This window comes from Streptomyces fodineus (assembly GCF_001735805.1).
Lineage (GTDB): Bacteria > Actinomycetota > Actinomycetes > Streptomycetales > Streptomycetaceae > Streptomyces > Streptomyces fodineus.
On record NZ_CP017248.1, the window covers coordinates 842,750 to 865,547 of the forward strand.

General features: G+C 73.6%; 14 protein-coding genes. 10 read left to right on the top strand and 4 right to left on the bottom strand.

Going from position 1 to position 22,798, the window contains the following annotated elements; genetic code table 11:
• Positions 1-489 precede the first annotated feature (489 nt).
• Positions 490-2,949 (bottom strand): SpoIIE family protein phosphatase, encoded by a 2,460-nt coding sequence (locus BFF78_RS03710; protein ID WP_193433402.1) that lies wholly within the window; start codon positions 2,947-2,949, stop codon positions 490-492.
• Positions 2,950-3,148: 199 nt separating this feature from the next.
• On the opposite strand from BFF78_RS03710, the gene lanKC reads away from it, so the two are divergent.
• The 4 genes from lanKC to BFF78_RS03730 all read left to right on the top strand — a co-directional run bounded on the left by lanKC (position 3,149) and on the right by BFF78_RS03730 (position 9,911).
• Positions 3,149-5,752 carry a class III lanthionine synthetase LanKC gene (lanKC, locus tag BFF78_RS03715; protein WP_069776934.1) on the top strand — a complete coding sequence of 868 codons (2,604 nt, stop codon included), beginning with the start codon at positions 3,149-3,151 and terminating at the stop codon, positions 5,750-5,752.
• Positions 5,753-5,789: 37 nt separating this feature from the next.
• Complete coding sequence (locus BFF78_RS03720; protein ID WP_069776935.1) at positions 5,790-5,903, top strand: SapB/AmfS family lanthipeptide; 114 nt, start codon at positions 5,790-5,792, stop codon at positions 5,901-5,903.
• Between the two features lie 137 nt (positions 5,904-6,040).
• Positions 6,041-7,822, top strand: coding sequence for an ABC transporter ATP-binding protein (locus tag BFF78_RS03725; RefSeq protein WP_079161131.1), 1,782 nt, complete (start codon positions 6,041-6,043; stop codon positions 7,820-7,822).
• Positions 7,823-7,997: 175 nt separating this feature from the next.
• Positions 7,998-9,911, top strand: a complete 1,914-nt coding sequence (locus BFF78_RS03730) for an ATP-binding cassette domain-containing protein (protein WP_099054818.1) — start codon at positions 7,998-8,000, stop codon at positions 9,909-9,911.
• Here the strand turns inward: BFF78_RS03730 and BFF78_RS03735 are convergent.
• Complete coding sequence (locus BFF78_RS03735) at positions 9,841-10,449, bottom strand: response regulator transcription factor (protein ID WP_069776936.1); 609 nt, start codon at positions 10,447-10,449, stop codon at positions 9,841-9,843. The genes BFF78_RS03730 and BFF78_RS03735 overlap by 71 nt on opposite strands.
• Positions 10,450-10,815: 366 nt before the next feature.
• Here BFF78_RS03735 and BFF78_RS03740 point away from each other — a divergent pair, with 366 nt between their 5' ends.
• Positions 10,816-12,963, top strand: a complete 2,148-nt coding sequence (locus BFF78_RS03740) for a SpoIIE family protein phosphatase (protein ID WP_227025695.1) — start codon at positions 10,816-10,818, stop codon at positions 12,961-12,963.
• Between the two features lie 217 nt (positions 12,964-13,180).
• On the opposite strand, the gene BFF78_RS03745 is transcribed toward BFF78_RS03740, so the two are convergent.
• A complete protein-coding gene (locus BFF78_RS03745; protein WP_227025696.1) occupies positions 13,181-14,650 on the bottom strand; it encodes a S1 family peptidase in 1,470 nt (489 codons plus the stop codon).
• A 183-nt stretch (positions 14,651-14,833) separates the two neighbouring features.
• On the opposite strand from BFF78_RS03745, the gene BFF78_RS03750 reads away from it, so the two are divergent.
• From BFF78_RS03750 to BFF78_RS03770, 5 genes are all read left to right on the top strand, one after another.
• A complete protein-coding gene (locus BFF78_RS03750; RefSeq protein ID WP_069776938.1) occupies positions 14,834-15,247 on the top strand; it encodes a PaaI family thioesterase in 414 nt (137 codons plus the stop codon).
• 455 nt (positions 15,248-15,702) lie between these two features.
• Positions 15,703-15,918 carry a hypothetical protein gene (locus BFF78_RS03755; protein ID WP_069776939.1) on the top strand — a complete coding sequence of 72 codons (216 nt, stop codon included), beginning with the start codon at positions 15,703-15,705 and terminating at the stop codon, positions 15,916-15,918.
• Positions 15,919-16,062: 144 nt separating this feature from the next.
• Positions 16,063-16,869, top strand: a complete 807-nt coding sequence (locus BFF78_RS03760; protein WP_069776940.1) for an HlyD family efflux transporter periplasmic adaptor subunit — start codon at positions 16,063-16,065, stop codon at positions 16,867-16,869.
• Entirely contained in the window at positions 16,866-19,100 is a 2,235-nt protein-coding gene (locus BFF78_RS03765) for an NHLP family bacteriocin export ABC transporter peptidase/permease/ATPase subunit (protein ID WP_069776941.1), read from the top strand. The genes BFF78_RS03760 and BFF78_RS03765 overlap by 4 nt, the downstream gene beginning before the upstream one ends.
• A 1-nt stretch (position 19,101) precedes the next feature.
• Complete coding sequence (locus BFF78_RS03770) at positions 19,102-21,918, top strand: NHLP bacteriocin export ABC transporter permease/ATPase subunit (RefSeq protein WP_069776942.1); 2,817 nt, start codon at positions 19,102-19,104, stop codon at positions 21,916-21,918.
• Here the strand turns inward: BFF78_RS03770 and BFF78_RS03775 are convergent.
• On the bottom strand, positions 21,915-22,733 hold the full coding sequence (locus BFF78_RS03775; protein ID WP_069776943.1) for a ribonuclease BN: 819 nt from the start codon (positions 22,731-22,733) through the stop codon (positions 21,915-21,917). The genes BFF78_RS03770 and BFF78_RS03775 overlap by 4 nt on opposite strands.
• Between the last annotated feature and the right edge of the window lie 65 nt (positions 22,734-22,798).

The window sequence follows — 22,798 nt, forward strand, 5'->3', positions numbered from 1 at the left end:
AGCGGCCGGCCGCGGCGGACCGGCCGACGGCCCCGCGACCGGCCGCACCGAGCCAATCGCCGGGCGCGAGATCGGCTGGAGCGAGGTCAGCGGCCAGGCACACCACCAGCCACGGCGAGCCCCCCTCCGGCATGAGACCGGCTGAAGCAAGGCCGGCAGCCAAGCACCCCACGAGCCACGGGGAGGCGGCCGCCCGGCGCGAGACCCGCTGTGACCAGGCCGGTCGCCGGCCGCAACGGCCCCAACGAGCCCACCGCCGGAGTCGAACTCGGTCACGGCGGTCGGCCGACGGCTGAAGGCGCCTGTGGCCGCCGGCCGACCGGTGGACCCGCCTGTGGCAAGACAGCCGCGACGCACCAGGCCCATTACGACCAGCCCCACGCCAGACACCACGCCCGCCACGACCAGCCCCACGCCGGACACCAAGGCCCCTACGGCCACCCGACCGCGCAGCACCGGCCCTCCCACAGCCAGCCACCCGCCCCGCGGTCAGCCGCCCGGTACCAGGTCGGCCCAGACCTGTTTGCCGCCGCTGACCGGGACCGTGCCCCAGGCCGCCGATACCGCCTCCACGAGGAGGATGCCGCGGCCGCCGGTGGCCTCCCAGCCGATGCTGGTGGGTTTGACGGGGCTGCGCGGGGAGGCGTCGGCGACGGCGAGCCGCAGCCGGTGGTTGACCAGGCTGAGGTCGAGGCGGACCTGGCCGTTGGTGTGCACGAGGGCGTTGGTGACGAGCTCGGAGACCACCAGCAGGGCCGCGTCCACGGTGTCCGGCGAGACGCCCCAGGTGCGCAGGGTGCGCCGGGTGAAGCGGCGGGCGTGCCCGACCGCCTGCGGGACCCGCCACACCGTCCAGGTCTCGCGCAGCGGCCGTACGGCCATGCCGTCGTAGCGCACGAGCAGCAGGGCGACGTCGTCGCCGCGGTGGGCGCCGGTGAGCAGCGCGTCGGCGACCAGGCCGAGGTGCGCGGGGTCGGCGGCGGCCAGTTCGGCGGCGAGCCGGTCCATTCCGGCGTCGATGTCGACGCCTGGCGACTCGACCAGTCCGTCGGTGGTCAGCGCGATCACCGTGCCGGGCTGGAGCCGCAGCGGGGTCATCGGGAAGTCGGCCTGGTCGAGCACGCCGAGCGGTGGGCCGCCCTCGGCCTGGACGATCTCGGCGGTGCCGTCCGGGTGGCGCAGCACGGGCTGCAGATGCCCGGCCCGCACGCACCAGGCGGTGCCCTCCTCCATGTCGACGTCGACGTAGGCGCAGGTGGCGAACAGGTCGGTCTCCATGTCCAGCAGCAGCCGGTTGGCGTGCGCCACGACCACGTCCGGGGTGTGGCCCTCGGCGGCGTAGGCGCGCAGCGCGGTGCGCATCTGGCCCATCAGGGTGGCGGCGCCCGCGTTGTGGCCCTGGACGTCGCCGATGACGAGGGCGACGTGGTTGTCGGCGAGCGGGATCACGTCGTACCAGTCGCCGCCGACCTCCAGTCCGGCGGTGGTGGGCAGGTACCGGGCGACGGCGACCGCGCCGGGCAGCCGGGGCAGGCGGCGCGGCAGCAGGGTGCGCTGGAGCATGCCGACGAGTTCGTGCTCGGCGTCGAAGGCGTGGGCGCGCAGCAGCGCCTGCCCGGTGAGGCCCGCGCAGGCGGTGAGCAGGGCGCGTTCGTCGGGGCCGAAGTCGCGCGGGCGGTCCCAGCCGATCAGGCAGGCCCCGGCCATACGGCCGCCGGCCGGCAGCGGCAGCACCGCGAGAGCGCCGGGCCCGACGTCGGCGAGGGCGGGTTCCAGCGGGGTGCCGGCGGGCCAGATCCGGGAGCGTCCCTCGCGCAGCGCGGCGGCCAGGGTGGGCATGTCGCGCACCGGCGCGTCCGGCCATTCGGTGCGCCACTCGGTGCGCCACACCTCCGGCCAGGCCTCGGGTTCGGGCGGGTCGAGGACGGTGACGACGAGCCGGTCGTTCTCCAGTTCGGCGAGCGCGATCCGGTCGGCCTGCAGCGGTCCGCGCAGGGCGGCGACGACCGCCTGGCCGACGTCCTTGACGGTGCCCGCGGTGGCCAGGGCGGCGGCCAGGCGCTGTACCCGGGCCACGTCGGTGACGTCCGAGCGCAGGGTGGAGGCGTCGGCGACGGTGCCCACGAGCCGGGCGGCGTGGCCCTCGCCGCCGGGCACCAGCCTGCCGCGCAGCCGCAGCCACCTCGGCGCGCCGGAGGGCTGCAGGATGCGGAACTCCAGCTCGCGGTCCCCGATGGACATGTGGTCGGCCTCGACCACGGACATCAGCGCGGGCAGGTCCTCGGGCACGGTGAGGGCGAGCAGGGTCTCCACCCGGCCGTCGAAGACGTCCCGGGTGAGCCCGAACAGCCGCAGGATCCCGTCGCCGACCTCGACCCGGCCGCTGTCCATGGCCAGGCTGAAGGCGTCCGCCGGCAGCTCACCCGGCTCGCCGGAGGCGGAGGGGACGGGTACGGCGATGGCGCGGACGATCAGGTCCAGGCAGGCACGGTCGTCGGCGCCGAAGCCGCCGGAGCGCTCGCTGACGGCCAGCAGGGCGCCGCCGTCCGCCGGGCCGAGCGGCAGGACGGCCATGAAGAAGTCCGCGGCCGGGGTGCGCCGGGCCTCGGGACAGCCGGCCAGGTCCTCGGGCCGGAGCCAGCGCGGGCGTCCGGTGCGGTGCGCCTCGGCGACCGGGGAGCCGCCGGCGGCCGGATAGCTGTCGCGGAGCCCGTACAGGGTGCGCGGCAGGCCCGCCGACTCGGTGAGGCACAGCTGGGCCGGGTCGTCGCCGGGTGTGTACACCCCGGCGAAGACCGCGCCGGCGAACACCAGCGCCTGTTCGAGGACCCGGCGCAGCAGGTCGGGGCTGGCGGGTGCCGCGGTGAGCATGTCGAGGGCGGCTTCGGCACGCTCCGGAGCCGTTCTCGTCCGGCTGATCGCAGCGCCGTCACTCACCACGTTCGCCATTACAGCGCGTGTCGGGCTCCCGCGCAGCCCCTGTGAACGCTCCGGGCCCCCTTCACACCCGTCCGGTCGGCTCGAAAGCCGCCGAACACATCTTGACCCATGCGTTCCGCACGGTGACCTCGTGACAACTGTGACTGTGCGCGACCGTACGACTGCTGCGAGTGTCTGTTCCGGCCGACACGACGAGGGGCGGGAGCGCATGGACAAGCGGTACGAGGTGTACGCGCTCGCCGACGGGCACTTCTACGACACGCCCGACCGGCTCCCGGGGGCGGGCGGAGAGCCGGCACCGCTGTTCGCGACGGCGCGTCGCGCCGTACCGGAGGGCTGGCACGCGGCGCGCTCCGGGGACTGGCTGACCCTGACCCCGCTCGGCGCGGACGGCGCGCCGCTTGCGTCGCCGGCGCAGGGCTGGAAGATCCACTCCTCGGCGACCGCCGCGAACGCGGAACGGATCGCGGAGATCGTGTGGGACTACTGTGTGCCGCGCCGCATCCCGTTCAAGTTCGTGCCGGGCCCGCATCTGCTGCACCTGCGCAACGCCAAGTACGCGGGCCGCGACACCAGCGGCAAGTTCGTCACGGTCTATCCGGCCAACGAGGAGCAGTTGCAGCGGACGCTGCGGGAACTGGGCGCGCTGCTGGAGGGTTTCGAGGGGCCGTACATCCTCACCGACCTGCGCTGGCACGACGGTCCGCTCTATGTGCGTTACGGCGCGTTCGCCCGCCGGTACGTCGTCGACGAGCGCGGCTCCCTGGTCCCGGCGGTCACCGACGGCACGGGTCGGCTGGTGCCGGACCGGCGGGCGCCCTCCTTCCAGGTGCCCGAGTGGGTGAGCCTGCCGGCGTTCCTGCGGCCGCACCTCGAAGCCCGCAACACCACGACGGTCGGCGAACTGCCGTACCGCATCGAGAAGGCGCTGCACTTCTCCAACGGCGGCGGCGTGTACGCCGGCACCGACACGCGCGACGGGCGGCGCGTGGTGCTGAAGGAGGGCCGGCCGCACGCGGGTCTCGCCGCGGACGGCGCGGACGCGGTGGCCCGGCTCGGGCGGGAGAAGGCGGCGCTGGAGCGGGTCGCCGGGACCGGTGTGGTGCCCGAGGTACGGGACTGGTTCACACTCGGCGAGCACCGGTTCCTGGTGATGGACCATCTGTCGGGCCGCCCGCTCAACTCCTTCTTCGCCGAACGCCATCCGCTGCTCACCCCCGATCCCGACCCGGCGAAGGTCGCCGCGTACACGGCGTGGGCGCTGCGGATCAACGCGGCGGTGGAACGGGCCGTGGCGGCGGTGCACGCGCGCGGGCTGGTCTTCAACGACCTGCATGTCTTCAACATCATGGTGGCCGAGGACGAACAGTCCGTGTATCTCATCGACTTCGAGGCCGCCGCGCCCGCCGAGGAGAACGCCCGGCAGACCGTGGCCCACCCCGGTTTCTTCGCCCCGCCGGACCGCCGCGGCACCGATGTCGACCGCTATGCGCTGGCCTGTCTGCGGCTCGCCCTGTTCCTTCCGGTGACCACGCTGTTCGTGGTGGACCGCGGCAAGGCGGCCCATCTCGCCGAGGTGATCGCGGAGCAGTTCCCGGACGTGCCGCGGGCCTTCCTGGACGAGGCGGTCACGGAGATCACCCGGAACACGCCCCGCAGTACGTCCCGGCCCCCGGTGGTCCCCGGCGACTGGCCCTACAGCCGCGACTCGATGGTGAAGGCGATCCTCGCCTCCGCCACCCCCGAACGCGACGACCGGCTCTTCCCGGGGGACATCGCCCAGTTCGCGGACGGCGGCGGTCTCGGCCTCGCCCACGGCGCGGCCGGAGTCCTGTACGCCCTCCAGGCGTCCGGGGCCGCCCGCTACGACGAGGGCGAGCGCTGGCTGCTGGACCACACCGCCCCGCCGCCGCCCGGCACCCCGCTCGGCCTGTACGACGGCCTCGCGGGCGTCGCCCTGGTGCTCGAACAACTGGGCCACCGGCAGCGGGCGTTGGACCTGCTGGACGGCATCCTGCGGGAGAACTGGCGCAGCCTCGCCTCCGACCTTCACGGCGGACTCGCCGGCCTCGGCCTGGTCCTCGGCCGACTCGCGGACACGACGGGGGAGCCTGTCTTGCGGCAACACGCCGCCGAGGCCGCCGAGATCCTCGTACGACGGCTCGCCGAACCGGTCCCGGACACCCCGCGCCGACGCGCCGGGCTGCTGCGCGGCGCCGGCGGACCCGCGCTCTTCCTGCTCCGGTACTACGAGCAGACCGGCGAGGCCCGCTTCCTGACGGCGGCGGCCGAGGCGCTCCGGCGCGACCTGGACTGCTGTGTGACCCAGGAGGCGGGCGGCGGACTGGAGGTCGACGAGGGCTGGCGGACCCTGCCCTACCTCGGCGACGGCAGCGCGGGCATCGGACTGGTCCTGGACGACTACCTGGCGCTCGCGGACAGCCCGGAGTTCGAGCGCGCCCGGGTCGGCATCCTCACCGCCGCCACCTCCCGCTTCTACGCCCAGCCCGGCCTCTTCCAGGGCCGCGCCGGAATGATCCTGCACCTCGCCCGCAGCTCCGCGCCCGGCGCCACCCGGGAACGACTGGCGCAGCAGATCGCGGGGCTCGGCTGGTTCGCGATGGCCTATCAGGGCCAACTCGCCTTCCCCGGGCACCAGATGATGCGCCTCTCCATGGACCTCGCGACCGGTACGGCAGGCTGCCTGCTCGCGCTCGCCGCGGCCCGCGACGACGCGCGTACGGCCCACCTGCCGTTCCTTCCGCCGCCACCGGCGGCCCACACACGCGGCTCCGCACCGACGGAGCCGTGACGCACAACCCCGTCCCCAACGAGGAAAGGACACTGCCATGGCACTGCTCGACCTGCAGACCCTCGAGTCCGACGAGTACACCCACAACGGCGCGAGCACCGCGAGCCTGCTCTCCTGTGTTTCCGCGGCGAGCGTCCTGCTCTGTCTCTGACCGCCTTCGGTGAGCCCACGGCTCCGGACGGCACCCTCCCAGCCGGGAGGGGCTGTCCGGGGCCTCCGGCTGGGACGGGCCGTACGGCCGAGGGCCGGCCCTCCTGCTTCCGTCCGACCCGAGTGAGGCCGCAGCCCATGAACTCCCGCCCAGACAGCGAAGCCGCCGCGGCCGGCGGTGCCTTGTCGCGGGCGGCGCTGCGGCAGGGTGCCGTCCGCTGTGTCGCGCTGTGCGCGGCGAGTACGGCCGCGACGGCCGCCGGCCTGCTGCTGCCCGCCCTGCTCGGACACACCCTGGACCTGCTGCTGGCCCACGCCCCGGCCGCCCGCTGGATCGGCTGCTGCGCCGGCCTCGTGCTGCTGCTCGCCCTGCTGGACGGCTGCGCGGGCGTGCTCACCGGCACCGCCGACGCCCACGCCACCGCATGGCTGCGCCGGCAGCTCACCGCACATGTCCTGGCGCTGGGCCCGCGCGCGACGGCCCGGTTCGGCGCCGGGGATCTGGTGGCACGCCTGGTCGGCAACGCCGCGCAGGCCGGGACGGCGCCGGGCGCCGTGGCGGCGCTGCTCGCCGCGCTCGCCGGGCCCGTCGGGGGTGTGCTGGCGCTCGGCCTCATCGACCCGTGGCTGGCGGCGGTGTTCCTCGCCGGTGCGCCGGTCCTGGCCCTGCTGCTGCGCGCCTTCGCCCGGGACACGTCGGCGTGCGTGGCCGACTACCAGCGGGCGCAGGGCCGGATCGCCGGCGCGTTGGCGGAGGCGGTCGACGGCTTCCGTACGATCCGCGCCGCGGGCGCCGAGGAGCGGGAGACCGCCCGGATCCTGGCGCCGCTGCCCGAACTGTCGCGCGCCGGGCACCGCATGTGGCGGGTGCAGGGGCGGGCCGCCGCACAGGCGGTCACCCTCGCACCCCTGCTGAACCTGGGCGTGCTGGCGGTGGCCGGGCTGCTGCTGGCACGGCACCGGCTGTCGGTGGGCGAGGTGCTGGCCGCCTCCCGGTACGCGGTGCTCGCCACGGGTGTCGGCACGCTGGTCGGACAGCTGGCCGCGCTCGCCCGAGCCAGGGCGGCGACCGGCCGGCTCGCCGAGGTGCGGGCCGAGTCCGCGCCCGCACACGGCACCGGCCGCCTGCCGCCCGGCAACGGCCGGCTGGAGCTGCGGGCGGTGACCGCACGCCGGGGCGGGCGGACCGTCCTGGACGGGGTCGACCTGACCGTCCCGGGCGGCACCACCCTGGCGGTCGTCGGCCGCTCCGGCACCGGCAAGTCCCTGCTCGCCGAGCTGGCCGGCCGGCTCGCCGACCCCGATGTGGGCGAAGTCCTCCTCGACGGCGTCCCGCTGCGCGCTCTCGCCCACGCCGAGCTGCGCCGCGCCGTCGCCTACGCCTTCGACCGCCCCGTCCTGCTGGGCACGACCATCGAGGACACCATCGCCTTCGCACGCCCGCCCGCCACCCCCGCCGCCGTACGCTCCGCCGCCCGCCGCGCCCACGCCGACGACTTCGTACGGCGCCTGCCCGCCGGCTACGCCACCCCTGCCGCCGACGCGCCCCGCTCCGGCGGCGAGTCCCAACGCCTGGGCCTCGCCCGGGCGTTCGCGCACGGCGGCCGGCTGCTGATCCTCGACGACGCCCTGTCCAGCCTCGACACGGTCACGGAACACCGCATCACCCAGACCCTGCTGGCCCCCGACCCGGACCGGACCCGCCTGCTGATCGCCCACCGCGCGACCACGGCGTCCCGCGCGGACCGGGTCGCCTGGCTGGACGCGGGCCGGGTCAGGGCGATCGGAACCCATCGGGAACTGTGGCAAGAGGCGGAGTACCGGGCGGTGTTCGGGGACGACGGTGACGTCGGCACGGAGCCGGGGCCGGAGTTCGCACACGACGGCGGGGGCACGGCCGAGAGGCAGGCGCGGACCTGATGGCGGTCCCGCTGCACGACCGCGCACGCCACACCCGGCCGACGGCCGGAACCGGGCCACGGCCGATGAACCCACGGGATGGCCGGCACCCCGCGCCGGACCGCGGGCAGAACCCCGACGCCAGCCCATGGACATGCGCGACACGGTCGACGGACATACGCGGCGAGGAGCACCCATGCCCGGCCAGGAGCGGGAGTTGACGGGCGTGCCCGGCGGAGAGCCGCCTTCCGGCGTGCGTGGGCCGGCCGGCGGATCCTCCGCGTGCGTGCGCCGCCGGGCCCTGCGGTTTCTGCGGGCGCGGTGGCGGGTGCTGGTGCGGCTCGGCGGGTGGTCCGTGCTGGAGGCGGGACAGACCTTCCTCGCCGGATACGCCCTCGCGCGCGCCCTGGACGCCGGGTTCCTGGCGGGGAACGCGCGGACCGGTCTGCTGTGGCTGGGGGCCGCGGGGCTCGCCGTGGGTGCCGGGGCGTACGGGACCGGGCGGGTGTACGCGGTGGTGGCCGCGCTGGTCGAACCGGCCCGGGACCGGCTGGTGACGGAGGTGGTCGCGCGCGGGGTGCGGGAGGCGGATCGGGGTGCGCTGTCCGGGCTGACCCAGCAGGTGGAGATCGCCCGGGACACGCTCGCCGGCGTGGTGCTGGTGTCCCGCTCGTTCCTGTTCACCGCCGCCGGCGCCCTGATCGGCCTGTTCTCGCTGGCCCCTTTGCTGCTGACGGTCGTGCTGCCCCCGCTGCTCGCCGGTGTGACCCTGTTCGCCGCGACGCTGGCCCCGCTGGCCCGCCGCCAGGAGGCGTTCCTGGCCGCCGACGAGGCGCTGGCCCACGAGCTGAGCACGGTCTGCCCGGGGCTCCGGGACATCACCGCGGCAGGCGCCGAGGAGCGGATCGCCGAGGCCATCGGCCACCGCACCGACGCGGAACTACGGGCCGCCCGCGCTCTGGCCCGCTGGGGCGTGGCCCGCGTGGCCGCACTGGCGCTGGGCGGGGAACTCCCGGCGGTACTGCTGCTGTTCACCGCCCCCTGGCTGCTCGGCCACGGCGTCACCCCCGGCGCGCTGGTAGGCGCGCTCGCCTACGTCACCCAGTCCCTGCTCCCGGCCCTGAACAATCTCGTCCACGGCCTGGGCACGAGCGGTTCTCGGCTGGCGGTCGTGCTACGGCGTCTGACCCGGTTCGACTCTGAACCCCGGCAGGCGCAACCGGCCAAGGGGAGCGGGGCTGCACCGATCAGCGGCTCAGCCGCGGGGCGCGCCCGGCCGGACACAACCCGCACCCGCGCGACTACCGCACTCCCCCCTTCCTCGGGTGCACAGAACACCGCTCTCTCCCTGGCCTCCCTCACCTTCGCCTACGGCCCCACGAGCGAACCCGTCCTGAACGGCCTCGACCTCACCCTCCGCACCGGCACCCACCTTGCCGTCGTAGGTCCCAGCGGAACCGGAAAATCGACGCTCACCGCGCTGATCGCCGGTCTCCTGCAACCGCGGCACGGCACCGTCCGGGCCTGCGCGACCGTCCTCATCCCGCAGGAGGCGTACGTCCACACCGGCACGCTCGCCGAGAACCTGGCCCTCCACCGCTGCGACCCGGTGCCCGAGTCGGAGCTCCTGGCCGCCGCCGACGCCGTCGGTCTGACCCCCCTGCTGAGAACACTGGGCGGACCCGGCACCCCCGTCGAACCAGCGGCGCTCTCGGCCGGCCAGCGGCAGCTGATCGCGCTGACCCGCGCCTACCTCTCCCCCGCCCCGCTGGCCCTGCTGGACGAGGCGACCTGCCACCTCGACCCGGAGGCGGAGGCACGTGCCGAGCGGGCCTTCGCGGCGCGTCCGGGCGGCACGCTGATCGTCGTCGCCCACCGGATCAGCTCCGCCCGCCGCGCCGACCGGATCCTCGTCCTGGACGGCGCGCGCACCACCTGCGGCACCCACGGAGAGCTGCTGCGCACCTCGGCCCTGTACCGGGACCTGGCCGGCCACTGGACGCACCCGGCGCCCCCGCCCGGCCAGTCACCCCCGCCCCTCACACCCACCCCTCCCCCCGCGATATCCGAATCGCGTCGACCCGGTTCCGTGCGCCGGTCTTGCGGGTGATCGACGCCATGTAGTTGCGGACCGTCCCGTTGGATAAGTGCAGGCTGCCCGCGATCTCCGCGATGGACGCGCCCCCGGCCGCCAGGGACAGCACGCTCAGCTCACGTCTGGTCAGCGGCATCTCGGCCGCCTTGAGGAACCCGAAGCCCAGCGAGGCATCGACGAAACGTTCCCTCTCCGCGACGGAGCGGATGGCGCGCACCAGCCGGTCCGGCGAGCCGGCCTTGTCGACGAAACCGAGCGCGCCCGCCTCCGCGGCCCGCTTCAGCAGGCCCGGCCGGTCCGCGTGGGCCAGCACCACGAGCGCCGGCGGCCTGCCACCGGTGTGCGGCGGACACAGATCGCCGAGGGGGACCGTGCCCTGGCCGTCCGCACACTCCAGGTCCGCCGCGCACACATCCGGACACAGGGACCGCACCCGCGCGCCGGCACCCCGCCACGGCGTGTCGTCCACATCGAGCCCCGGTTCCCGCCGCAGCCACTCCGCCAGGACCGATCGCACCAGACACACGTCGTGCACCAGAAGCACCCGGATCACTACTCCGCCCCCTCGGATGATCGTCCTACGCCCATACCTCGTCGCCCCCGTGCCACTGTGGTCCGCGCCGTCACTCCCCTCACGATCCGCGCCGCGCCCCGGGCACGGGAAAGCGCGTGCCCATTCTTGGGCGCCGGTACCGTTCGCGGGCGCGGAGATCCGGCCAACAGGGTGCGCGGGGGCGCACGCTCGGCGCTCGTACGCCGCCCGCGCTTCCGCTGCACGGGCATGGGTACGGACGGACGGGGTATTCGGCGGCGTCCGCATGGGGGCGGCCAGGGGCCGCGGCCGGGGCCCTCGCCGTGCGCGGCGCGCCCCCGCGAGGGAATGTTGTCCCCAGGATGCGCGCCTCGGCTGTACGAGGAGGTGGTCGGCGTGTCCGACGGGCCAGGGCCGGGACCGGCACCGGCGGCCGGGGAGGTACTGGTCGCCCAGCCGGTGCTGTCGCTCGCGCTGGTCTCGATGATGCAGGAGGTGCACGCGCACTCCGGTGCGGTGTACCTGCTCCGGCCGGACGAGCCGGTCCTGGAGATGACGGTGCACGCCGGCATGCCCCGGGCGTTCGCGGCGCCGTGGGAGCGGGTCGGGCTGAGCGCGCCGATCCCGGTCGCCGACGCGGCGCGCGAGCGGCGGCTGGTGTGGGTGGGCGGCGAGGAGCAGATGGCCCGCTGCTATCCGCGCATCGCGGTGGTGCTGCCGTACCCGTTCGCGCTGGCCGCGCTGCCCGTGGCGACGGAGCGGCAGGTGTACGGCGCGGTGTTCGTGACCTGGCCGGGTGCGCATCCCCCGGAGCTGTCCCCCGGGGAGCGCGACCATCTGTGGGCGGCCTGCGAGCGGCTGGCGCTGCGGCTGGAACGGGCCGCGCAGGAGCACCGGCCGATCGTCCACGAGACCGAGGTGGTGGCGACACCGCTGACGGGCACGTCCGACACGCTGGGCTCGGTGGAGGCCGCCCGGATGGTGTCCCGGCTGCCGTACGGGCTGGTGTCGCTGGATCTGCACGGCCGGATCGGGTTCGTCAACACGGCCGCCGCCGAGCTGCTCGGCAGACCGGCCGGGGAACTGCTCGGCACGCTGCTCTGGGTGTCGGTGCCCTGGCTGAACGACCCGATGTACGAGGACCGCTACCGGGGGGCGCTGCTCAGCCAGCAGGTGACGTCGTTCGTGGCGTTGCGGCCGCCGGGCGAGTGGCTGTCGTTCCGGATGTATCCGAGCACGACCGGGCTGAGCATGCGGATCAGCCGGGCCCGGGCGGTGGCGGAGATCGCGCGCGGCGCGCCGCAGGCGGACCCGTCCCCGGCGCGGCTGGTGAGCATCTCCCAGGTGCTGAGCTTCGCGGGCGCGCTGACCGAGGCGGTCGGGGTGCAGGACGTGGTGCAGCTGGTCTGGGACGAGGTGGCCCCGGCGGTCGGCAGCCAGGCGATGGTGATCCTCGGCTCGCAGGGCGGCCGGCTGCACGTGCTGGGGCATCGCGGCTACCCGGACGCGCATGTCGTGGACCGGTTCCACGGGCTGCCGCTGACCGAGCGGACCCCCGGCACCCATGTGCTCAGCAGCGGGGTGCCGGCGTTCTTCGACTCCCGGGAGGAGCTGGAGCGGCTGTATCCGCGCCGGCACCAGACCCCGGACGGCTTCGCGGCCTGGGCGTATCTGCCGCTGATCGCATCCGGGCGGCCGGTGGGCACCTGTGTGCTGGCCTACGCCGAGCCCCATGTCTTCCCTGCCGACGAACGGGCCGTCCTGACGTCCCTGGGCGGGCTGATCGCGCAGGCGCTGGAGCGTGCCCGGCTCTACGACGCCAAGCACCGGCTCGCGCACGGACTCCAGCAGGCCCTGCTGCCGAACTCGCTGGCACCGCCGCCCGGCATCGAGGCGGCCGCCCGCTATCTGCCGGCCACCCATGGCATGGACATCGGCGGCGACTTCTACGACCTGGTGCCGACGCTGCCGCTGACGGCGGCGGTGATCGGGGACGTACAGGGGCACAACGTGACCGCGGCGGCCCTGATGGGGCAGATCCGTACCGGTGTCCGGGCGTACACCACGGTCGGGCAGGCGCCGCACGAGGTCATGAGCAGCACCAACCGGCTGCTGATCGACCTCGGCACCGAGCTGTTCGCCAGCTGTCTGTATCTGCGGCTGGACCCGGCAGGCGGGAAGGCGGTCATGGCGCGGGCGGGGCATCCGCCGCCGCTGCTGAGACGGCCGGACGGGCGGGTGCGGGTGCTGGACCTGGCCGGTGGCCCGCTGCTCGGGATCGACGCGGCCGCGGTGTATCCGACGACCGAGGTGTCCTTCGCTCCCGGCTCGGTGCTCGTCCTGTACACCGACGGTCTGGTGGAGGCGCCCGGTATCGACATCGAGGACGCGCTGGCCGGCCTCGGTACCCTGCTGTCGGAGATCGGCGACCAGCCGCTGGAGAGGCTGGCGGACGAGGTGGTCCGGCAGAGCGCGGCGGCGCGGGAACGGATGGACGACGTGGCGGTACTGCTGCTGCGGGCGCACCAAGCCTGACGGGCCGGCCCTCCCGGCGGAGGACCGGCCCGTCTCCCCACCGGCCGGAACCGCGGGTGAGGCCGCCGGGGAGACAGGGGTGGGGCGCGTCACGCAAGGGGCGCGGGGCTGCGTTGATGTGTGGCTGCGCCGCGTGGGCGCGCCGGGGCCACGACGGCGCCGCAGACGAGAGTCGTCCTGTCGCGGCAGCGCACGTCGCGGCCCGCCCGGCGGAGCGCTACCGCGTGCTGGTCAGCGACGACCCGTCGTTCGCCGACCCGGCGCCGGACTGATCGCTTCCGCCGCCGGGCTGGTCGGTGGCCGAGGCGGACGGGTCGGCGGAGCCGCCGATCTGGTCTCCGCCCGCGCCGGACTGGTCGCCCGCCGAGGCCGAGGGGTTGGCGGAGCCGGACTGGTCGCCTGCCGAGGCCGACGGAGCGGCGGAGCCGGACTGGTCGCCCGCCGAGGCCGACGGGTTGGCGGAGCCGGACTGGCCGCCCGCGCCGTTGCCGGCGTTGCCGCCGTTGCCGCCGTTGCCGCCGTTGCCGCCGTTGCCGCCGTTGCCGAGGGTCGCGCCGGTGGCCTGGAGGGCGGCGGTGACCGGCTGGAAGAAGGTCTCGCCGCCGCTGGTGCAGTCGCCGCTGCCGCCGGAGGTGAGGCCGACCGCGCCGCCGTCCTGGGTGAACAGGGAGCCGCCGCTGTCGCCGGCCTCGGCGCAGACGTTGGTCTGGATGAGGCCGTTGACGGTGTCGGTGCCGCCCGGGACGGTCTCGCTCGCGAAGTTCACGGTGGCGTCGAGGCCGGTGACCTGGCCGTTGTGCAGCCCGGTGGTGGAGCCCATGCGGAACACGGTCTCGCCGACGGTGGCGTCGGCGGCCTGGGTGATCTGCACGGTCTGGCCGTTTCCGGCGTTGACCGTGCTGGACGTCTGCGTGGTCTTGTCGTTGTACTTGACGAGCGAGAAGTCGTTGCCGGGGAACTTGGCCTGGTCCACGGTGGCGATGGGCTGGCCGTTCTGCGAGTCGGACCAGTCCTTGGCGGCGACTCCGCAGTGACCGGCCGTCAGGAAGGCGGGGCTGCCGTCGGAGGCGGTGACGTTGAAGCCGAGGGAGCAGCGGACGCCGCCCTGCTGGGTCTGGGAGAAGATGGCGTCGCCGCCCGAGACGAAGGTCTTGAAGGTGCCGGCGGACTTCTTCAGCGTCGCCATGCCGGAGCCGAGGCTCTGTACCGTCGACTGCAGTCTGTTCCACTTGGCGCCGGTGACGGTGGAGTCGGCGGTGACGAGCACCTTGTCGGTGCGCGGGTCCACGGCCCAGGAGGTGCCGGGGATCGTGGCCTTGGTCTTCAGCGTGCCGGCGGCGGCCTTCAGGCTGCTGGTGCTGTTCTTCACCTGACGGGCGACCGCGCCGGCCTTCTCCACCTGGGCGATCGTGTTGCTGTCGCCGTTGACCACGTTGACGACGAGTTGCTGCTTGCCGCTGTCGAAGTACGACCCGGCGAAGGCGGCACCGAGGGCCTTCTGGAGCTGGGCGGCGAGGCCGGACGCCTGGGTGGCCTTCAGGGTCTTCGCGGTGCCGGTGCCGTCCGACGCCTGGTTCGTGCCCTGTGAGGCGTTGGCGTGGGGCAGCAGAAGGGCCGCCGCACCGAGCGCCGCGACACCGCCCACCGCTATCGCGGCCTTGCGCTTGGGCATTCGCTTGTGACTCAAACTTCTCAGCCTCCTGGGACGGGGGTCTGCCGCTGACGGGCAGTTCATATCGGGGCGCCTGGATGGCCGTACGTACGCACCGGCCGCGCGGTGTGTTCAATTCCGTTTCCCAACGGCCGTGCCGGGCGGGCGAATCGGCCACGCCGTGCGTGCCGTGGCGGGCGGCCGGGGACGATCCCCCGTATGACGATGACCCCCGCCGAAGCCGGCAAGATCCTCTCGGCCAACTTCGCCCCTTGGGTGCTCGATCTCGGGCTGAGTGTCGAGGCGGTGGGCGAGGACCGGGCCGTGCTGCGGCTGCCCTGGTCACAGCGGCTGGCCCGGGAGGGCGGGGGGATGTCCGGGCAGGCGCTGATGGCGGCTGCCGACACGGCGACGGTGATCGCGGTGTCGGCCGCGCGGGGCGGGTTCGTGCCGATGACGACGGTTCAGCAGTCGACGTCGTTCCAGCGGGCGGTGACCGACTCGGATGTCCGGATCGAAGCGGTCCTGACGAAGCTGGGGCGCCGGATGGCGTTCGCGGACATCACCCTGACCGACGCCGACTCGGGGGCGCTCGCGGCGCGGGCGAGCACGGTGTACGCGATTCTGAGCTGACACGGTCCGCTACCGATCAGTAACGGTCCGTTCCGAGCGCGATGCGGAATCCCTCCTTCAGGGAATCTGCACATTGAATACTCAACCAAGTCACCGCCGACCGGGGATCTGCACATCCGCGCGCCCCTCGGCACTCCTTTGGCGAGGAGTGCCGGATTCCCCGTCCAACGGGCAAGGGGTCGGACGCGCCGATGCCGTGCCGCATGTGAAGGAGTCGCCGACGTGGCGTGCGCACGCCTGCACGGATGAACCCCGTCGTGACCCAAGTGCCCTGGTGAGAGCCCTGGTTGATTGGAAGCCCGCCCCGGCTGCGTGCTTTGATCCATCGCACCGCGGGGGTCGCGGCGGGCTCCCGGCGACGGGGGCCCGGCGCCCGCGGTCGCGGCCGTCCGTCTGTCCCCAGAGGGGGGCCGCTCCCCCCTTGTGAAATATCCATTAGGAAGGGAAGTTCCATCATGAACTCCACCCCCCAGGTTGAGACCGTCGAGATCTCGGACGCCGAGCTGGACAACGTCTCCGGCGGCCTGTCCGTGAACACCCTGAACACCGTGACCGGCGCCGTCAACGGCGTTGCCCCGGTTTCCGGCGCTGTGACCACCGCTGTCGGCACCGTCGAGGGTGTCACCGGCCTGAACGTGCAGCCGGTCACCAACCTGGTCGCCGGTCTCTGATCGCGCCTCGGTACCACCGAAGTCCCGGAGCCGTTTCCCGGCTCCGGGACTCTCGGGTGCCCGCGGCAGGCCGGACCGTGTCCGCCCTCGCGGGTGCCCGTATCCCTGTCGTCACGCTGTCTCTCCTCGGGTGAGGGAAGTTCCGTGCAGTTCCGCCAACAGGCCCTCGCCAAGCTCCAGTCACCGGAAGAGCTGGACCTCCCGGTGCGTCTGGCCCGCCCCCAGGGCTGGCTCGCCCTGGGCGTCACCGTCGTCGTCATGGCGGCGGCCTCCGTCTGGGCGGTGACCGGTTCGGTCGCCTCCACGGTGAGCGCACCGGCCATACTCACCCACGCACAGGGCAGTTATCTGCTGCAGAGCCCGGTCTCCGGCCAGGTGACGGCCGTCCTCGCCCAGCAGGGCGAGCGGCTGCCCGCGAACGCGCCGGTCCTGAAGGTCCGTACGGCGCAGGGTGATTCCGTGGTCCGCACGGTCGCCGCGGGCCGCGTCACCACGCTCGCCGCCACCATCGGGCAGATCATCCAGACCGGCACCAACGTCGCCGCGGTGGAGAAGATCGCCCACGCCTCCGACGCGCTGTACGCGACCGTGTACGTCCCCGCCGAGAACGCCGCCGCCATCCCGGCACACGCCTCCGTCGACCTCACCGTCTCCTCGGTGCCGGCCCAGACGTACGGCGTGCTGCGCGGCCAGGTGAAGTCGGTGGACCGCTCCGCGCAGTCCGCGCAGTCGATCTCGGCGTTCCTCGGCGACAGCCAGCTGGGCCAGCAGTTCACCGGCAAGGGCCGCCCGGTGGCCGTACTGGTGGCGCTCGACAAGTCGCAGACCACCAAGAGCGGTTACCGCTGGTCCACCAGCGACGGGCCGCCGTTCCGGCTCGACTCCATGACGCTCGCCTCCGGTTCGATCAAGCTGGCCGACCAGCACCCCATGGATTGGCTGCTCCCGTGACCGTTTCGACCGAAGGCACCCAGGACACCCGCGGCCGCAGACGCGCAGCCCCGGCCAAACGGCCGGTCCCCAAGCCCCGTGGCGGCACGGTCCGTACCCCCACCGTGCTCCAGATGGAGGCCGTCGAGTGCGGCGCCGCCTCCCTCGCCATGGTTCTCGCGCACTACGGCCGGCACGTCCCGCTGGAGGAGCTGCGCATCGCCTGCGGTGTCTCCCGCGACGGCTCGCGCGCCTCCAACCTGCTGAAGGCGGCCCGCAGTTACGGCCTGACCGCCAAGGGCATGCAGATGGACCTGGCCGCCCTCGCCGGAGTGGCGGCACCGGCCATCCTGTTCTGGGAGTTCAACCACTACGTCGTCTTCGACGGCATGGGCCGCCGCTTCGGCCGGCGGGGTGTGTACATCAACGACCCCGCCAAGGGCCGCCGTTTCGTGCCCATGGAGGAGTTCGACGGCAGCTTCACCGGTGTGGTGCTGGTGATGGAGCCGGGCGACGGCTTCACCAAGGGCGGCCGCAAGCCGGGCGTGCTCGGCGCGATGCCGGCTCGGCTGCGCGGCACCGCCGGCACCCTGCCCGCCGCCGTCCTGGCCAGCCTGCTGCTGGTCGCGGTCGGCGCCGCGGTGCCCGCGCTCAGCCGCACCTACATCGACAAGTTCCTCATCGGCGGCCAGACCTCGCTGCTGGGCGTGCTGTTCGCCTCGATGGGCACCTGCGTCCTGCTCACCCTGGTGCTGACCTGGCTCCAGCAGGCCAATCTGCTGCACGGCCGGATCATCTCCTCCACCCTCTCCAGCGCCCGCTTCCTGCGCCACCTGCTCCGGCTGCCGGTGACGTTCTTCGCCCAGCGCTCCCCCGCCGACCTGGTGCAGCGCCTGCAGTCCAACGACCAGGTCGCCGAGACCCTGGCCCGTGACCTCGCGGCGGCCGGCGTGGACGCGATCGTCGTCGTGCTGTACGCCGTGCTGCTCTACACCTACGACCCGCAGCTGACGTTCGTCGGCATCGGCGTGGCGCTGCTCAACGTGGTGGCCATGCGGCTGGTCATACGGCTGCGCGCGACCCGTACGGCGAAGCTGCGCGCGGACACGGCACGGCTCACGAACACGTCGTACACCGGTCTTCAGCTGATCGAGACGATGAAGGCGACCGGCGGGGAGGACGGCTACTTCCGCAAGTGGGCCGGGCAGCACGCCACCACCCTGGAGGAGCAGCAGCGGCTCGGGGTGCCGAGCGCCTGGCTCGGGGTGGTCGCGCCGACGCTGGCCACGTTCAACAGCGCGCTGATCCTGTGGATCGGCGGCCTGCGCGCGGTCGAGGGGCACATCTCGGTGGGTCTGCTGGTCGCCTTCCAGGCGCTGGTCACCCGGTTCACCGCCCCCCTGACCCGGCTCAACGGCGTGGCGGGCCGCATCCAGGACTTCGCCGCCGACGTGGCCCGGCTGAAGGACGTGGAGAACTTCCAGGCCGACCCGCTCTACGCCCGCCCCGGCGGCGCCGACTCCACGCGCCGGCTGCAGGGACACGTCGAGCTGGAGAACGTCACCTTCGGCTACAGCCCGCTGGACCAGCCGCTGCTGAGCGGCTTCGACCTGACCGTGGGCCCCGGCCAGCAGGTGGCCCTGGTCGGCGGTTCCGGCAGCGGCAAGTCCACGGTGTCCCGGCTGATCTCGGGCCTGTACACCCCGTGGGACGGGGTGATCCGCATCGACGGCCGCCGGCTGGAGGACATTCCCCGCGGGGCACTGGCCTCCTCGGTCTCCTTCGTCGACCAGGACGTGTTCCTCTTCGAGGGCTCGGTCCGCGACAACGTGGCGCTGTGGGATCCGTCGATCCCGGACGAGGCCGTGGTGGAGGCGCTGAAGGACGCGGCCCTGTACGACGTGGTGATGCGCCGGCCGGGCGGCATCCACAGCAGGGTCGAGCAGGACGGCCACAACTTCTCCGGCGGTCAGAGGCAGCGGCTGGAGATCGCGCGGGCACTGGTGCGCCGGCCGAGCATCCTGGTGCTGGACGAGGTGACCAGCGCGCTGGACGCCGAGACCGAGCTGGCCGTGATGGACAACCTGCGCCGGCGTGGCTGCGCCTGCGTGGTGATCGCGCACCGGCTGAGCACGGTCCGCGACAGCGACGAGATCGTGGTGCTCCAGCACGGCACGGTCGTCGAGCGCGGGCGGCACGAGGAGCTGGTGGCGCACGGTGGCGCGTACGCCGCGCTGGTCAGGGAGCGATGAGATGACGACCGTCGGCGAAGGCGACCTCGTTCTCGGTGCGCTGGGGTCCATGGGCACCCGCATCGACTGCGCCGGATTCAACCGCCTGGACCTCGAAGGCCCGCAGGTGCTGTGGCTGGTCGCGGGCGGCGCCCTGGACCTGTTCGCGGTGGACGCGGTCCAGCAGGGCCACTGGCACCACCTCGGCCGGCTGGAGGCGGGTGCGCTGCTGCTCGGCCCGGTCGCCGGGCCCCAGCACACGCTGGTGGCCCGCCCGGTCCGGGACTGCGTGGTGCACCGGATCAACCTGCGCGAGCTGTACCAGCCCGCGAACACCGAGACCTGGTCGTACGACGAGTACGGCAACCCCCAGTACGTGCCGCCCGCCACCAGCCCGCTGGAGTACGCGGTCGCGCTCGGCGTCGGCCGTGGCCTGTCCGTCCTCTTCCAGGCGCCGATGGCCGAGGAGCGCTCCCAGGCGCCCACCGACGACGACGTGTTCTGGATGCAGGTGCCGCCGGGCAGCGTCCAGTACGGCTCCCTGTACGGCGCGGAGGCCGCCGCCGACCTGCTGATGGACCCGGCGCTGTGGCAGACCATGGTCGACCAGCAGTACCGGCTGCTGACCGCGCTGGACCGCTGGATCGAGCAGCTGGAGCGCACCCACGAGACCCGCACGGCCGCCGGGATCAAGGCCGGTGAGGCGGTGCGCGCCCAGGCCGACCAGACCCTGCTGGCCTCCATCGGCAAGCGCTCGGCCCGCCGCACGACGGCCGCCGACGCCGACGCCGGGTACGCGGCCTGCAAGCTGGTCGCCGAGGCGGCCGGGATCAAGCTCGCGGAGCCCGCGCAGAGCGGCACCGAGAGCGAACGCCTCGACCCGGTCGAACGGGTGGCGCTCGCCTCCCGGGTGCGCACCCGGGCCGTACGGCTGCAGGGACGCTGGTGGCGGGAGAACGTCGGCCCGCTGGTCGGGCACCGGGCGCTGTCCGGGGCGCCGGTCGCGCTGCTGTGGCGGCGCGGCGGGTATGTCGCCGTCCACCCGGGGACGGGGCGCGAGACGCCCATCGAGAAGGCGAACGCGGAGGAGTTCGAGCCGCGCGCGGTGATGTTCTACCGGCCACTGCCCGACAAGGCGCTCTCGCCGTTCGGTCTGCTGCGGTTCAGTCTGCACGGCACGCGCGGCGATGTGCTCGCCCTGCTGCTGGCGGGCCTGGTGACGGTGGCGATCGGCTCGCTGGTGCCGATCGCGACGGGCAAGGTGCTCGGCGAGTTCGTGCCGAGGGCTGAGCAGGGCCTGATCGTCCAGGTGTGCCTGGCCGTGATGGTGAGCGGGGTGGTGGCGGCGGCGTTCACGCTGCTGGAGAACCTGTCCATCCTGCGCCTGGAGGGCCGGATAGAGGCGGCGCTCCAGCCGGCCGTCTGGGACCGGCTGCTGCGCCTGCCCACCCGGTTCTTCACCCAGCGCTCGACCGGTGAACTCGCCAGTGCCGCCATGGGCATCAGCGCGATGCGCCGGCTGCTGGCGGGCGTCGGCCCGGTGGTCGCGCAGTCGGTGACCGTCGGCGCGATGAACCTGGGCCTGCTGTTCTGGTACAGCCCGTCGATGGCCATGGCGGCGGTCGGCATGCTCATCGTGATCGCGGCCGTGTTCCTGGGGCTCGGGCTGTGGCAGGTGCGCTGGCAGCGGAAGCTGACGGTGCTCGGCAACAAGCTCAACAACCAGGCCTTCCAGACCCTGCGCGGCCTGCCCAAACTGCGGGTGGCGGCGGCCGAGAACTACGCCTACGCGGCCTGGGCGCGCGAGTTCGCGCACAGCCGGGAGCTGCAGCAGAAGGTCGGCCGGATCAAGAACCTCACCACGGTGCTCGGCGGAATCTACCTGCCCGTGTGCACCCTGCTGATGTTCATGCTGCTGGCGGGCCCGGCGCGGGGCACGATGTCGGCGGCGGACTTCCTGACCTTCAACACCTCGGTGACGATGGTGCTGACCTCGGTCACCCAGCTGACCGGCTCCTTCGTGTCGGCGGTGGCCGCGCTGCCGCTGTTCGAGGAGATCAAGCCGGTCTTCGAGGCGACCCCGGAGGTGCGGACGTCGAGCACCCGGCCGGGCCCGCTGTCCGGTGCGATCGAGGCCCGCCGGCTCTCCTTCCGGTACGCCGACGACGGCCCGCTCGTCCTGGACGACGTGTCCTTCGCCGTCCGGCCGGGTGAGTTCGTGGCGGTCGTCGGCCCCAGCGGCTGCGGCAAGTCCACCCTGCTGCGGCTGCTCATCGGCTTCGACAAGCCGGTCTCCGGCAGTGTCCTGTACGACGGCCAGGACCTCGCGGCGCTCGACCAGTCGGCCGTGCGCCGCCAGTGCGGGGTGGTGCTCCAGCACGCGCAGCCGTTCACCGGTTCCATCCTGGACGTCATCTGCGGTACCGAGCCGTACACGCCGGAGGAGGCGATGGCGGCGGCCGAGATGGCGGGGCTCGCGGAGGACATCAAGCGGATGCCGATGGGCCTGCACACGATCGTGGCGGGCAGCGGGGCGATATCCGGCGGTCAGCGGCAGCGCCTGATGATCGCCCAGGCCCTGATCCGGCGCCCGCGGATCCTGTTCTTCGACGAGGCCACCAGCGCCCTGGACAACGACACCCAGCGCATCGTCATCGACAGCACCCGCAAGCTGAACGCCACCCGCGTCGTCATCGCGCACCGGCTGTCGACGGTCCTGGACGCCGACCGGGTGATCGTGATGGAGGACGGCAAGGTGGTCCAGCAGGGCTCACCGGCCGAGCTGCTCGCCGACACCAGGGGCCGGCTGCACGAGCTGGTGCGCCGGCAACTGGCCTAACCGCACTCCTCCTCGTCCGGTGGGTGCTCGTGGTGGCTCGGCATCCAGTGGTGTTCGCAGAACCAGCGGCCGAACAGGGCACCGCCGTAGATCACGAACCCCACGCCGATGAGCCAGGACTCCACCACGAGCACCGTGCCGACCGCGCCGTAGCTGAGCGCGTTGGTGACGATGAGCGGGGTGAACACCAGGTAGGAGAAGGCCCGCAGGCCGGCCAGGCCGATGACGGTGGCGAGCGCGCCCGGCAGCAGGGAGCGCCAGTGGACCTGGCCGCCCAGCAGGAAGCGCTGGCCCCACCAGAAGAAGACGATGCCGCTCGCCGTGGACAGCGCGATCCGCTGGCCGCCGTGCAGCGCGTTCTTGGTCGCCACCTCCTGGTAGAGGTAGGCGGTGAGCACCACCAGCCAGGTCGCCTGCCGCCACACCCGGTGCCAGGGGCCGGGAGGCACGCCCCAGATCCGTTCGTAGGCGTTCTGCACGCTGCCGGCGAAGGACACGCCGAAGACGGCCAGCAGGACACCGCCCCAGACGCTGGTCGTGCCGATGACGTTGCGCGGCGGGCTGATGACGTCGGTGAGCACATGCGCGGACCGGCCGGACAGGCCCATGCCGTCGGTGAGCCACGAGGCGAACCCGCCGCGTACGAGCGGATCGGCGGCGGCGACCACGATCAGCAGCGGCGCCAGCGTCACCAGGGCCAGGGTGGCGAACCCCATGGCCCGGTGCATCAGTTCCAGCTCGCGGCCGCGGTCGAGCAGGGTCCCGGCCCTCAGCCACTCCCAAGCGCGGTGCAGGCCGCGCCGCCACCGCTCCACGGCTCCTCCCGTGCTCGCCGCCCACACGTCTCCTGAGCCGATTCATCCACCCCGGCGCGCTCGGG